Source organism: Xenorhabdus sp. PB61.4 (assembly GCF_963894935.1).
Taxonomy (GTDB): Bacteria; Pseudomonadota; Gammaproteobacteria; order Enterobacterales; family Enterobacteriaceae; genus Xenorhabdus; species Xenorhabdus stockiae.
This window is the reverse complement of sequence record NZ_CAWQJR010000163.1, coordinates 26,766-37,997: the sequence shown is the minus strand read 5'-3', so window position 1 is coordinate 37,997 and position 11,232 is coordinate 26,766. Positions and strand designations below refer to the sequence as shown.

Below are 11,232 nucleotides of genomic sequence, written 5' to 3'. Positions count from 1 at the left end.
AGCCAGTCACTGAGGTGTACCCAGATATTAGGATCTTCTTTCATCTTCATATTTCCACCCCATCAGAACAATGGGCGTCCGTGGGGTGAGTCTGTGGTCGCCCCTGTGAGTGAATAGTTAGTGGGAGGTCGATATCGGAATTCCGACATCGGATATATTTCAATTAGTTAGGGTGACGCCGCAATAGGATATACTGAGGTTGTAGGAGTGATTGCGGTGGCGAATTTCTTATGTGTGGAGCTAAGTCGCTATATGTGAAGTTAGCTTCACATATAACCAATACGAGGACTGTTTCGATATAGTCCAAAGCAAAAAGGCCGTCGAAACGGCCTTTTGTTCAGTTTTTACTTCACCAAACGCAAACTAGGATATTTTTTTGAGCCATAAAGTGATTTCATTTCACTGTCATGTAAGTTAAATACTGATGCGAGCTCATTCGGGTTATATCCCAGCTCCGCACTGATATAGCTGAACATTTCATCCAATAGTGTGGGTTGTTCTCCATTAACATCGAGTTTAATGGGTTCATCCACCCTATAACCCCTGGCTGACATTTGCCGCCATATCCAATCGCTTTGTCCCGCAGTTATAGCGCCTAATGCCTTCGCCCTATAAAATAGAGCTGACATTGAAACTCTCCAATGTGGTTTCATATAAGCTGCTCTCTCCAAAGAAATATTTTTAAGATCAGAATATATTTCTTTAGCAGGCATTAAAAACTCAGCAGCAAATGTATTAGCTTCATCTTCCATGGTATAGCTTGGAAATTTATGCATAACCAAGTGACCAAGCTCATGCGCTAATGTAAACCGGTATCTATCAACAGGCTGGTTTTTATTGATAAAAACTAGCGGAGGCACACCGGGAATATGGTAGCTGATGCCGGATAATCCAGCATCTTCCATATCACAGTTAATAATGACAATCCCAGCCCGCTCCATCACCTCAATCAAGTTTTTGATAGGACCTTTGGGTATATACCACGCCTTACGAACATTTTGAGCAATAACCTCTATGGAATCTTCATAATCGCTGGGATCATAATAGGGAAGCTCATATTCCGGTTCAAATTCAACAAACTGTAATAATTTACGGATATGAATAATCCTAACATTGATTTCAGCAACGAGCTTATCAAGAACTTTTATCCCAACAGATGATTTTTTCCTGTACATAGGGTGGGCACTGATGGGACCACCATATAATCGCTCCGGTTGTGCAAAAAAACTCACTGGACAATCCAAAGCAGAAGCTAAATTATCTAACTGGTCGTCTGTAATTACTCTAATCCCTTGCTCAATTTTAGAGAGAGTACCTTGAGTAATCGATGATCTGTGAGCCAATTCTTTTTGACTCATTCCAAGCATTTTACGCCTTAGCTCAATAAGATCTGGGCGTATCGCTGATTGATGTTTAGCCATCGTGACCATTTTGAACCTTCATATCGTTTTGGTCCGCCTTTCGATTTCGAGACTTAATGACTTTCTTAGCCACGTCACTATGACGTACAGAAGTGGTATTCGCCTCTTCTTCCGGCAGTTCTATAACATTATTTTCAGCAGTCAAATCTATAGCCCACGCTACAAATTTGTCTTTTCTCTGTGTAAGCGCAATCTTATCTACGCCGATACCATCACGATCCAATACATAGAGCAGCTCTAGCCGAACTTCTCCTCCGAACATATCAATTTCAGGATCATGAAATTTCAAAGTTGTTTGAGTGGGATAATTTGACGACAAAAAATTGGAATCGCCTTTCTTAAAACGAATAAAATATCGTCCATCCACAACAAACCCTTGATTGTAAGGGATTCTGGCAAACCTTATATCACCATATTCCCCAGTATCAATTTCATTAAACATCTCATCAAAAAACTCATTCCATATTATGTTGGCCCTAACTCTCTTATGATGCATGTGTGGTGCTACAGGGTTATTAATCCATCTATTCCAAGCAGCATATACCGCTTTGCGGAATAAGTGGAAAAACGGAGAAAGAGCCTCCTGAGCTTCTTCTTTTGTAATGAGGGACATGTAATCGGGAACCTATTGTTGTTTTATCTGTAAAACATAATAGCAGCAACGACAAATTTAACAACAAAATATTCCTAAAAATATTCCAACTATTTTATTAGTTTGTTTTTATTAGAGATATTTAAATGCAAAAGGCCGCATAAGCAGCCTTGAATGAATACCATGCCAGCCATTATTCAGATAGTAACTATTGTCTGAGAACGGGGAGCATGGACTTTCAACAATACCGTCATCCAGACGGTAGCCTGAGTAGACGCACCTTAAACAGGTCTTAATGCCTCTCAAGGAGGTGACAAGGATATTACTCTGAACATCCCGAACTCACGGGATTTCGAACTACTGCATATTTTGCAGGGGTTGAATAAATCCATCGAACTCATCGCACCATTCGAATTCATCTTTTATGGGGTGATCTCTTTTCCACCGGAAATCATATTAACTAACTGATTTATATAACATGAATGGATGTTCTCTAATCCCGAACAGTATGTTGACCGCAACACCTAAAATAACACTTAATATATTGATTTAACTACGATATAGGCGTTGATCGTAACGTTCACTTTGAGCTGTAAACTCTAAATTGACTACTGGTAGATGTAAAAAAGCCCCGCGAGTGCGAGGCTATGGAATTCTATTTTATTTCAACGAGAGGCAATAACCCATCGTTGGGATAACGATAGGCTATTTCCGCCACCGAGTCAATATCATTTATCTATTATTTAATAACTATATGGTAATATTTTCTCTTTTAGTTAACTCTGATAGAACATAATCAGCCCTCTTTTCCTCTTTGAAGCACTCCTTAATTAACGATTCATAGAGCTGCTTAAAATTCCTTCTCCATGAGGTTTCAGGTAATTCCATTACCTCATCACAGATAGCTCGCCTGACATCTTCTGCTGGTAATCTGGAGTACCCACGCCCTGAACATTTTGGACAGATCTTGTAAACCGGAATACCCTGTAATTCAGTCTGCTCCCTATCCAGAACCTCCCCCCGACCATTGCAACGGCACGAATGGCTCACTTCACCTTTCCCTTTGCATGTTGGACAAGCTACTTTCACCACCTCTCTCACTTCACGAGATTTAGCGTATGATGACGGGATAATTTCCGCTCCCATGCTTAAATTAGCTTTAACGAGCGTTCGCTCACGCCAAGGTGTGTATGTCTTTGTAGAAAACACCTCCGCCTCGATAAACCCGTCATCACAATCCGAACACGGCTTCTTACTGGCTGCACTCCTCGCATAATCCTGAAAGGCATAATTTGCGAGTATTCGCAGGACGCTTTGCTTAACATCCTCATCAAGTTTTGCAATTGCACTGTGCTTATGAACCTGAGTCAGTGCATACTGATAGAGACTCTCCACTGCTTCATCGGGTTTATTGATCCCCTGTTTCGCCAAAAACAGCTCAATACCCATCCTCGCCTGAGCGGACGCCAATCCTAGTGAGGCCATAACATCGGTAATTGAAAAGGAATCAGTCGCTGTTGCGGCTGGAGAGTCACTGAACATAATGCCCTTGGGTGAAAAGTACTTGGGTAATGATTCTAATTTCATTTTATCCTCAGATTTGCCTTTGCTTTTCTTACGAAAGTTGCGATGCCAGAGCGACTAACATCAAACTTTTCTGCCACTTCTTTTTGGGTTAATCCTTCCGCCAACAGCCCCAGAATTAATGGCGCGTCAGCGGGGTGTAGCTTGTAAATTTTGCTGTGAGTGATGTTATAGAATTCAGGGCGTTCATCATCGCGTGTTGTCCATGCCGGGCGCCGCCCCCGATGTTTTCCACACTTTCCAACTGTCAATCGCCCTTGTGGTCTCTGGTTGATTGCATAGTGTTCTTTATTCTCCAACCGACGCTTCCTTGCGTAAGCCTGAGCCTCTTCGAAGTTGGTGAAGATCATGGCGCCAACTCCCATATTTGAACGTCAAGCCGACCTCCTTTAATCACGTCACCTCTTACCATACGAATGTCATCAATGAGACTGTCATCAGCAATGACGCCACTTTGCGTAAGTGAATCAAGAGGAGCTTTGAATAGGTTGTCTAAATCTCGGTTGCGTCTATCTGGTGGGCTGGCGACTATTTCAATTCTTAATCTGCCTGAGAGTTGGTATTGCTGATTGGCTAATTTGACTTGTTGAATAATGAGTTCTGTGTATTTCCTGCCCTTATCACTTTTTATTTTCCTGCCTCGAACAACAGTGTAAAGGTGATTATTCCCGGGCGGCCATGGCAGTTTTAAATTGTAGGATTTCACGTCAAATCTTACCCTCCGACAGCAATATAGATTGCGTCCTGATGACTCCTTCCAAGTGAGCCATATGTGCATAGTCTGCATCTATCTGTCTCGTTCTCCGGTCTATTTCATCGTGACAAGCTGAACACGCCCATGCACCAAACAAATCATGCGGTTTCATCCCTATACCACAAATGCCTGCCATTCGATAATGAGCCAGAACTACGGTCTCACTATTCCCGTTACAGATACCCGGAATTCTGACCTGACATTCCCGACCTCGTGCTTCCTTCCGTAAATTTGCCACCTTATCCCCCTAAAGCCAGTCCCATAGTCAGTGTGATTGTTATCCAAAAGAGTGTGAATGTGAGGTATTTCACTGCTCCTGCCTCCACTTGAGTTTCATGTACTCGCTGTCATACGGAATGGTCAGTGCCAGACCAAATTGAGCACACCACGCTTCAACCCGGCTCATGTACTGATACATATCTCCGGTGTCCAGTTCCGATGTCTTCCGCAATTGCTCTTTTTTGTATATCTCGCCAGTCACAAAATCGGTGTACTCGATTTCCTCAAAGCCCAAATAAGTAGCCTTTAAATCGTGCTTAACCTTTTCCGGCGTCATCCACGTACGACCAGACTTAATCAGGTGTTTACTGATTTCGTCGTACCATTTGTGAGACAGGTTATTTTGAGAGAGGCTGCGTTTGGGTTTGTAGGGTTTTACTGAGATGCTGAGTTTTTGGTGCGTGGCGAGTAGTTGCTTGAGGTTATCGTAAAATAGTTTCTTATTAGATTCATGAAGACAAAAGCTCTCCATCCTCCACCCTCCGACAAACAAAATTACTCAGATCCACTTTCTCCACACCGATATCTGCGTTCATATTCCTGCGCCTCGGTGAGACCATTTTCTCGCATTCTTTCTTGGTGAGTTTCTTATCTGAGTTCCTGAGCCAAGTAACAGGTAAACCACCGGCTCTAGTGATGGTGGCTGTGATTTGGTGTTTCATTTCAATGCCTCCAATAATGCCAATCGATAAAAAGCGTATCCTCTTGGGTAACAACGAATAACTTTGCGGTGTAAATGACGATCTCTTCCGATATTAAATGGGCTACACCTTCTTCTTCTCATCAGAATTGCGTTTACTTGCTGGTCGTGTTGAGTTTCATCACCGAGATTATTTTTATGAAAAATAAAATTTGACTTCATTCTGCCTCCAGTAGTTCATCAGGGATTTCAACTTCGTCGCCCATTTTTGCGGAGACTAAGGCTCGACAAAGCGCAATTTTTGGTGTTTGACCTCCTTCCACTTTCCAAATGGAAACGTCATCCACTGTTACCGCTTTACAAGATGCCACCCAAGGGGAATCAGTGCACATACGGGTTAAACTATCTAGATATTCATCAATCAACTGTCCGCATACCTCCCAATCCCACGACGGAGCATACTCAGAGGCTATCACCACGCCATTAGGTGTTGAGTATCCGTTGTAATCCGCCATTTTTTGCCACCCTTGAGCCAACGCCACAGCCCAATCCAACGCCTTACCTGTCAACTCACTTGTTTTGATTTTCATTTTTTAAAAGTCCTCAGCCAGTAGCTTATAAATTGATCTTCATCGTCGGATAGACCATTTTTATATTTCTCTCTGGTTTTTCTGTGATAGTGCATTTGGATAATGGCAAAAAGCCAGAAGCATGTGGGATACAAGGTGATAAGTAATAAGAACGTTATTAGCTTTACTATAAATTCAGGCAACTGCCTAATCTCATAATCTAAAAAATCATCTACTCCATCTCTGCTGAGTATGTATTTTACTGACCTTAAAATGCGATTTAATTGAGAACAAATAACATCACCAAATGTATAATCATACCCAGCTATAACAGCCCAATACGGGTGATCTAAATAATGTTCCAGCATCACGGGATATTGTTTGTAATACCTCATCTCAAAAGTCCTTACGGTGGGTTAAAATTCAATTTCTTCGTAGTTAGATTCACTTTTAAAATGTTTTAGATCGAGTGTTTCCAAACCTCCATGCGCATTCGTAAAGTAATACGTTTTTTCAGCACCCGGCGCATGTCTTGATTTAGTGCAAATAATTTCGGTGATCCCTTTCATCTCGGTATTGGGGTTGTATTTTTCATCGCGGTACACCATGAAAACAACATCAGCTTCTTGCTCAATAATTCCCGATTCTCTCAAATCTGCGTTAACCGGCCGTTTATTGCTTCTCTGTTCCAAATTACGGTTTAACTGAGCCAGCGCAACTACTGGGCATTTCAACTCCTTAGCCAGATTTTTTAATCCTGTCGCGATCTCGCCAACTGACTGATTCATATTGTCAGGATTGGTCATTTTCATTTTTTGCAGGTAATCAACGATAATTAGACCAAGCCCCCCTGTTTTCTTGTGCATCCGTCTAGCTTCTGCCCGTATTTCATTGATACTCATGGATGACTTATCGTTGATGTGGATAGGAGAATCTTTGATATCATCCAGAGCATGGGCTAGTTTCCCCCATGATTCATCCATCATGTGCTCTCTGTTTCTCTCACCCAATAAATCCTCTTTCTTGATGTTGGCGTGATGAAAAGCTATACGCTCAGAGATCTGCCATGTGGGCATCTCAAGACTAAAAAACATGACTGGCTTTTTCTTACCTACTGCTACCGTTTTGGTTATCGCTGTACTCATCATGGTCTTGCCCATACCCGGTCTGCCGCCAATCACGATGAAATCCGTGTTATTAAATCCACCGAACGCCTTGTCAATATCCGGCATACCAAGCACTGTCTTGTGCTTCCATATATCGCCGTTAATCATCGATTCAATGATTTCTATCGACTCCTCAACGCCTGCCATGATGTGGGCCGTTCCACCCTCATTGGTGGTTCCTAGCTTTGATATCTGGTTTTCAATATCACCGGCAATATCCTGAACGGCATTGACTCCACTCTGAGTAATTCTGGAGATCCCTGTATGCAATACAGACAACATCTCACGGGCCATTGATAGTTGCTTGAGTTTATCAACATAGACTGGCAATAGTTGAATACTGGGAATATTCTTTGCGCATCCAGCAATGTAACCAAACCCGCCACAATGTTCAGCATCACCACTCTGCTCAAGCTCGCTGTTCAGCAATAACATATCGATCCGGCTGCCAGCGGTATTGAGTTTTTTCATACCTCTCAGAATCAGCCTGTGAGCCACAGAGCTAAAATCACTTTCTGCCAGTGTCTCAACCGCATTGATTGCCCAGTCTGCATATTCATCACCAGATACCAGCACACCGCCAATCACTGCCTGTTCTGTGTAAATGTCAGAAAATTTTTCCATGTTACCCCCCGTGACGCTTTGCGATGTATTCCCGTTTTGCCTGCTCATAGACCTGCGGCCAGTTCTCCGGCTTGAGTACCCAATCCAATGTCAGCCACGGTTTTTCTTCCAGTTGGCTGAACAATGACGACTGACTAATCAGCTCAAAGCATGTCTCCATGTGCTGAACCTCACGCCAGCTCCCCTTGTTGGTTTTTCCGTTCCAGACAGTTTCAAGGTTTCGGTAGGCAGGTCTGCGTGATGTCCATTCCTGAGCATCAACACTGCGAGCAGGAATTTTGTTATTCCAGAGCGTGATTAATTCTGTGTGAGGGCAGTCAGTAGGGTTTCTGTCAATCCGCTCTTTCCACTTAACCGCATCTGACAGGTAACCATCGAATCGGGTCATGCGGAACAAGTTTTCAGGTTTTAATTTCTCTCCGTACTTCCATTGGGTTACCGCCCATTCAATGACCAACTTGATTTCATCTGGCGTGTAGCACTCCCCTTTGCTCTTCACGGTGGAGAGCGCTTTCAGGATTGGAGCCGTTGATTGAAATCGTGAGTGAGTGAGCTGGTTAAAATAATCCAATATTTCGAGAGCGAGTTTTTCTTCCCCTGTGGGGGTAAGGGGGATCTTTTCTTTATTATCTTTAATAGTATCTTTTGTGTTTAGCTGAATTGGCTTATTTTCTTTAGCTGTTTTAGCTAAACTTTTATTAGCTGATTTAGCTAAAGGTTTGCTATTTCGGCTAACATCCATAATCCATTCAGACGTATTCAGGTTTACCCCTATCGTATTACCTTGTTTAATCAATATTTTTCTTTGTAATAACTCCTTAATTTCAGTACTAACATGAGTATGGTGCAAACTGATCATTTCAGCTATTTGAGTATTGGTTGTCCGGTCAAATCGTTTATGCCAACCAAACGTTTTTTCAATAATGGCTTCTATAACTCGATACTGTCTGAATGTGATACCATCATTGCTATGCTTCATCATCATCAGCTTTACTTCACGAGGCGTTTTAATGAACTCAATATCACCATTCACACTTCCCTCTTTTACTTTTGTTATTGGCTGACGATAATCAGCCATTCTTGCAACGTTACTCATGGCGATCTTCCCCAGTCAGCTCTTCCCGATGTTCCTTGCGTAATTTTGCATCTTCCAACGCATCACGCAGTTTCTTCACCCCTTCCTTGGTCACGGAACGAGCCGCCTTATCGCGCAGGTTATTTTTATGCACGGCGCTGTGATTAAATTCGGTTTTCATGTATACTTACCTCGTTGTTGGTGGCTTTAGAGTGGGCTTGCATACCTCTTCTTCATCGAGATACCAACACTCCAAACTGTATAAGAGGCCCTAGTTGTTTGCCCAACTGGGGTTTTTCTTTTTATCCCGCCTGTAATTCCCATCGGTAACATTCCTAAAGTGAAATGACAGTTAGACTTTGTTTAGAAAATAAAAAGAGAGATCAACTATCCTGAGATAGTTAACTGTTAAACGACTGAAGCTGGTTGATGAGTGAGCCTTTACGGGATAATAATCCCGCTTGCCTGAGAGTAGCCCTACCTCCCGGCGCTATTTCGATTTGCTAGGGTTCACCAGTAGCTTGTCGTGAGGGCAGATTGTTAAAGAGCGAGTATTGCTATTTATTTTTCACTAAGTCAGTTAGAGGAATGCCGAGTTTCTCGTGGATCTGCGCATATCTTGCAGGCGGTATATAACCTTTTTTAATCCACTGCCTAATAGCCTGATCCCTGATGTTCAATATCCGGGCTAACGCTGGAACTCCTCCAGCTTTTTTGATCGTTACTTCCAATGCACTCATGTGAATTTTCCTTCTTCGTTAATGGTTATAAAACAAAATACAAGAAATACTTTAAAAAGTAAAGTTTAACTTGCTATGAAAATAAAAGCCTCGCTTGTATATTTGAGACATGAAAACTATGCATGAAAGAATCAAGCAAGCTCGACTTGCAAAAAAACTAACTCAAGCCGAACTAGCGGAAAGGCTCGGTATTAGTCCGCAGTCTGTACAGCAATGGGAATCAAAAACAGAACCCAAAAAATCAAGGTTAGTAGCGCTGGCATCTGCCCTTGATGTTGATGTGAATTGGCTTTTGTTTGGTGAAGCTCACAAAAAAGATACAGGTCAAGTTCCGCCCGAAAGTGAGTGGTCAAGCATTGCACCATGGGATAGCGAAACCCCATTAGATGGCGATGAAGTAGAAGTCCCGTTCTTAAAAGATATTGAGTTAGCCTGCGGCGATGGAAGGTGTATTGGCGTGGATTATAATGGTTTTAAGTTGAGATTTGCTAAAGCAACATTAAGAAGAATTGGCGCGCCCAGTGATGGCTCTACAATTATTTGCTTCCCAGCAAAAGGAGACAGTATGGAACCAGTTATTCCAGACGGAACCGCAATAGGAATTGATACCTCTAATAAGAGAGTTATTGATGGTAAAGTGTATGCAATTGAACAAGATGGCTTGAAAAGACTTAAGTGTCTTTATAGACGACCGAGCGGAAAGATACTTATAAGAAGTTATAACCGCGATGAGTACGAAGATGAGATTGCCGATGAAAACCAAGTGAACATTATTGGTAAAATGTTCTGGTACTCCGTTTTAGATTGCTAATATTTAAACTTGCTGAGGTTAGCCACCAATACGGTGGCTTTCTAATCCCCTCAAAATATCCCCCTATAAACGCCAACCTGCTCACATTTACAACAAATCATAAAAAATAATCTCTTTTTAAAACAAGTAAATATAAAGTTTACTGTCATTTTCCCCACCTTAAAAGACAAGTAATACTTGTTTTTATAAAGTTAAACTTGTATATTTAAGTCATCCAAGGCAAGGAGCCAAACGTAAAAGGAAGTTCGCTCTTTAACAACCTAACTCCAACGACAGGCAACTGACGAGCCCTAGCAAACTGAAATCGCGCCGGGTAGTTACTCAGAATATCGGGTAATCATTCAGGCAATCGGGCGAAGCAACAGCCCGTAAAGGCGTACTCGTTATGAAGCTCAGTCGTGTTATCAACTAAGGAGAATTTATGTAAACCAAAGCGGGTTAGACCGCAAGCGTAATGCTTTGATGATGCGGTAGTGACGCATCCCTGAGTAGCCAAATGGTTAGCCTGTGTAGCGACGGGTCAAGGTTCATAGATTACAAATAGCTCCGATAAGCAGCAAGAAAGCCAGTCTTGCATCGGTTATGGCTGAAAGAAGGCACTCAAGGGCATGAGCGCGACCACTGCGAGAGTGTGGTTCAAAGTGCAGTTGGCTTTGAGGTGTGGTGATAATCGCCATAGCATCAAAGCCAATTAACGGGAGAAGTTTTATGTACGAAAATCACAAGTACGGGAATTTCGATAAACTGGAAAGTTCCATTGATAACGCGCTTAATCAGGCTCGTAAGCAGCGAAAAGAAGACTTCTGGAACAACCACCAACCCAAACAACACATGACCAAACAGGAACGCGACACTGTTAACGCATTAACCAGCTTTATTACGATAGTTAGTGGCGCTCCATCTAAAAAACCAATTTCAACCAAAACCAAGTCCCGCCGTCGATTGGAGTCGGGCGGGGTTACTGCGAGGGTGTGACG

The 11,232-nt window shown here is 42.4% G+C and carries 16 protein-coding genes; 2 read left to right on the top strand and 14 right to left on the bottom strand.

Features of this window, described 5'->3' with window-relative positions; translation table 11 throughout:
* Window positions 1-344: 344 nt before the first annotated feature.
* The 14 genes from AACX68_RS11935 to AACX68_RS11870 form a co-directional block, all read right to left on the bottom strand.
* Window positions 345-1,421 carry a helix-turn-helix domain-containing protein gene (locus AACX68_RS11935; RefSeq protein ID WP_339389332.1) on the bottom strand — a complete coding sequence of 359 codons (1,077 nt, stop codon included), beginning with the start codon at window positions 1,419-1,421 and terminating at the stop codon, window positions 345-347.
* The gene (locus tag AACX68_RS11930) at window positions 1,414-2,034 is read right to left on the bottom strand and encodes a hypothetical protein (RefSeq protein WP_228859271.1); all 621 of its coding nucleotides are present in this window, start codon (window positions 2,032-2,034) and stop codon (window positions 1,414-1,416) included. Before AACX68_RS11930 ends, AACX68_RS11935 begins: the two co-directional genes overlap by 8 nt.
* 729 nt (window positions 2,035-2,763) lie before the next feature.
* A complete protein-coding gene (locus AACX68_RS11925) occupies window positions 2,764-3,600 on the bottom strand; it encodes an antitermination protein Q (protein WP_228859270.1) in 837 nt (278 codons plus the stop codon).
* Window positions 3,597-3,947, bottom strand: coding sequence for a hypothetical protein (locus AACX68_RS11920; protein ID WP_228859269.1), 351 nt, complete (start codon window positions 3,945-3,947; stop codon window positions 3,597-3,599). The genes AACX68_RS11925 and AACX68_RS11920 overlap by 4 nt, the downstream gene beginning before the upstream one ends.
* Window positions 3,944-4,303 carry a RusA family crossover junction endodeoxyribonuclease gene (locus tag AACX68_RS11915; protein ID WP_228859268.1) on the bottom strand — a complete coding sequence of 120 codons (360 nt, stop codon included), beginning with the start codon at window positions 4,301-4,303 and terminating at the stop codon, window positions 3,944-3,946. Before AACX68_RS11915 ends, AACX68_RS11920 begins: the two co-directional genes overlap by 4 nt.
* Before the next feature lies 1 nt (window position 4,304).
* The gene (locus AACX68_RS11910; protein WP_228859267.1) at window positions 4,305-4,589 is read right to left on the bottom strand and encodes a DUF1364 domain-containing protein; all 285 of its coding nucleotides are present in this window, start codon (window positions 4,587-4,589) and stop codon (window positions 4,305-4,307) included.
* Window positions 4,590-4,658: 69 nt separating this feature from the next.
* Complete coding sequence (locus AACX68_RS11905) at window positions 4,659-5,102, bottom strand: hypothetical protein (RefSeq protein ID WP_228859266.1); 444 nt, start codon at window positions 5,100-5,102, stop codon at window positions 4,659-4,661.
* Complete coding sequence (locus AACX68_RS11900; protein ID WP_228859265.1) at window positions 5,080-5,292, bottom strand: DUF1187 family protein; 213 nt, start codon at window positions 5,290-5,292, stop codon at window positions 5,080-5,082. The genes AACX68_RS11905 and AACX68_RS11900 overlap by 23 nt, the downstream gene beginning before the upstream one ends.
* A 196-nt stretch (window positions 5,293-5,488) precedes the next feature.
* The gene (locus AACX68_RS11895) at window positions 5,489-5,860 is read right to left on the bottom strand and encodes a phage protein NinX family protein (RefSeq protein ID WP_228859264.1); all 372 of its coding nucleotides are present in this window, start codon (window positions 5,858-5,860) and stop codon (window positions 5,489-5,491) included.
* On the bottom strand, window positions 5,857-6,234 hold the full coding sequence (locus AACX68_RS11890; protein WP_228859263.1) for a hypothetical protein: 378 nt from the start codon (window positions 6,232-6,234) through the stop codon (window positions 5,857-5,859). Before AACX68_RS11890 ends, AACX68_RS11895 begins: the two co-directional genes overlap by 4 nt.
* A gap of 21 nt (window positions 6,235-6,255) precedes the next feature.
* Window positions 6,256-7,629 carry a replicative DNA helicase gene (locus AACX68_RS11885; RefSeq protein WP_228859262.1) on the bottom strand — a complete coding sequence of 458 codons (1,374 nt, stop codon included), beginning with the start codon at window positions 7,627-7,629 and terminating at the stop codon, window positions 6,256-6,258.
* A gap of 1 nt (window position 7,630) precedes the next feature.
* Window positions 7,631-8,725, bottom strand: coding sequence for a replication protein (locus AACX68_RS11880; RefSeq protein ID WP_228859261.1), 1,095 nt, complete (start codon window positions 8,723-8,725; stop codon window positions 7,631-7,633).
* Window positions 8,718-8,885, bottom strand: coding sequence for a hypothetical protein (locus tag AACX68_RS11875; protein ID WP_193757293.1), 168 nt, complete (start codon window positions 8,883-8,885; stop codon window positions 8,718-8,720). The genes AACX68_RS11880 and AACX68_RS11875 overlap by 8 nt, the downstream gene beginning before the upstream one ends.
* Window positions 8,886-9,261: 376 nt before the next feature.
* Entirely contained in the window at window positions 9,262-9,444 is a 183-nt protein-coding gene (locus AACX68_RS11870; RefSeq protein WP_228859260.1) for a YdaS family helix-turn-helix protein, read from the bottom strand.
* A 109-nt stretch (window positions 9,445-9,553) separates the two neighbouring features.
* Between AACX68_RS11870 and AACX68_RS11865 the strand changes: the two genes are divergently transcribed.
* Both AACX68_RS11865 and AACX68_RS11860 read left to right on the top strand, forming a co-directional pair.
* Window positions 9,554-10,255 (top strand): XRE family transcriptional regulator, encoded by a 702-nt coding sequence (locus tag AACX68_RS11865; protein WP_228859259.1) that lies wholly within the window; start codon window positions 9,554-9,556, stop codon window positions 10,253-10,255.
* Between the two features lie 708 nt (window positions 10,256-10,963).
* Complete coding sequence (locus AACX68_RS11860; protein ID WP_228859258.1) at window positions 10,964-11,230, top strand: hypothetical protein; 267 nt, start codon at window positions 10,964-10,966, stop codon at window positions 11,228-11,230.
* Window positions 11,231-11,232: the final 2 nt, after the last annotated feature.

What these genes read in the sequence shown, in the direction of transcription:
- AACX68_RS11890 (WP_228859263.1), bottom strand. Translation starts at nt 6,234, where the DNA reads ATGAGGTATTACAAACAATATCCCGTGATGCTGGAACATTATTTAGAT.
- AACX68_RS11900 (WP_228859265.1), bottom strand. Translation starts at nt 5,292, where the DNA reads ATGAAACACCAAATCACAGCCACCATCACTAGAGCCGGTGGTTTACCT.
- AACX68_RS11875 (WP_193757293.1), bottom strand. Translation starts at nt 8,885, where the DNA reads ATGAAAACCGAATTTAATCACAGCGCCGTGCATAAAAATAACCTGCGC.
- AACX68_RS11880 (WP_228859261.1), bottom strand. Translation starts at nt 8,725, where the DNA reads ATGAGTAACGTTGCAAGAATGGCTGATTATCGTCAGCCAATAACAAAA.
- AACX68_RS11905 (WP_228859266.1), bottom strand. Translation starts at nt 5,102, where the DNA reads ATGGAGAGCTTTTGTCTTCATGAATCTAATAAGAAACTATTTTACGAT.
- AACX68_RS11920 (WP_228859269.1), bottom strand. Translation starts at nt 3,947, where the DNA reads ATGATCTTCACCAACTTCGAAGAGGCTCAGGCTTACGCAAGGAAGCGT.
- AACX68_RS11930 (WP_228859271.1), bottom strand. Translation starts at nt 2,034, where the DNA reads ATGTCCCTCATTACAAAAGAAGAAGCTCAGGAGGCTCTTTCTCCGTTT.
- AACX68_RS11895 (WP_228859264.1), bottom strand. Translation starts at nt 5,860, where the DNA reads ATGAAAATCAAAACAAGTGAGTTGACAGGTAAGGCGTTGGATTGGGCT.
- AACX68_RS11865 (WP_228859259.1), top strand. Translation starts at nt 9,554, where the DNA reads ATGAAAACTATGCATGAAAGAATCAAGCAAGCTCGACTTGCAAAAAAA.
- AACX68_RS11860 (WP_228859258.1), top strand. Translation starts at nt 10,964, where the DNA reads ATGTACGAAAATCACAAGTACGGGAATTTCGATAAACTGGAAAGTTCC.
- AACX68_RS11935 (WP_339389332.1), bottom strand. Translation starts at nt 1,421, where the DNA reads ATGGCTAAACATCAATCAGCGATACGCCCAGATCTTATTGAGCTAAGG.
- AACX68_RS11925 (WP_228859270.1), bottom strand. Translation starts at nt 3,600, where the DNA reads ATGAAATTAGAATCATTACCCAAGTACTTTTCACCCAAGGGCATTATG.
- AACX68_RS11870 (WP_228859260.1), bottom strand. Translation starts at nt 9,444, where the DNA reads ATGAGTGCATTGGAAGTAACGATCAAAAAAGCTGGAGGAGTTCCAGCG.
- AACX68_RS11885 (WP_228859262.1), bottom strand. Translation starts at nt 7,629, where the DNA reads ATGGAAAAATTTTCTGACATTTACACAGAACAGGCAGTGATTGGCGGT.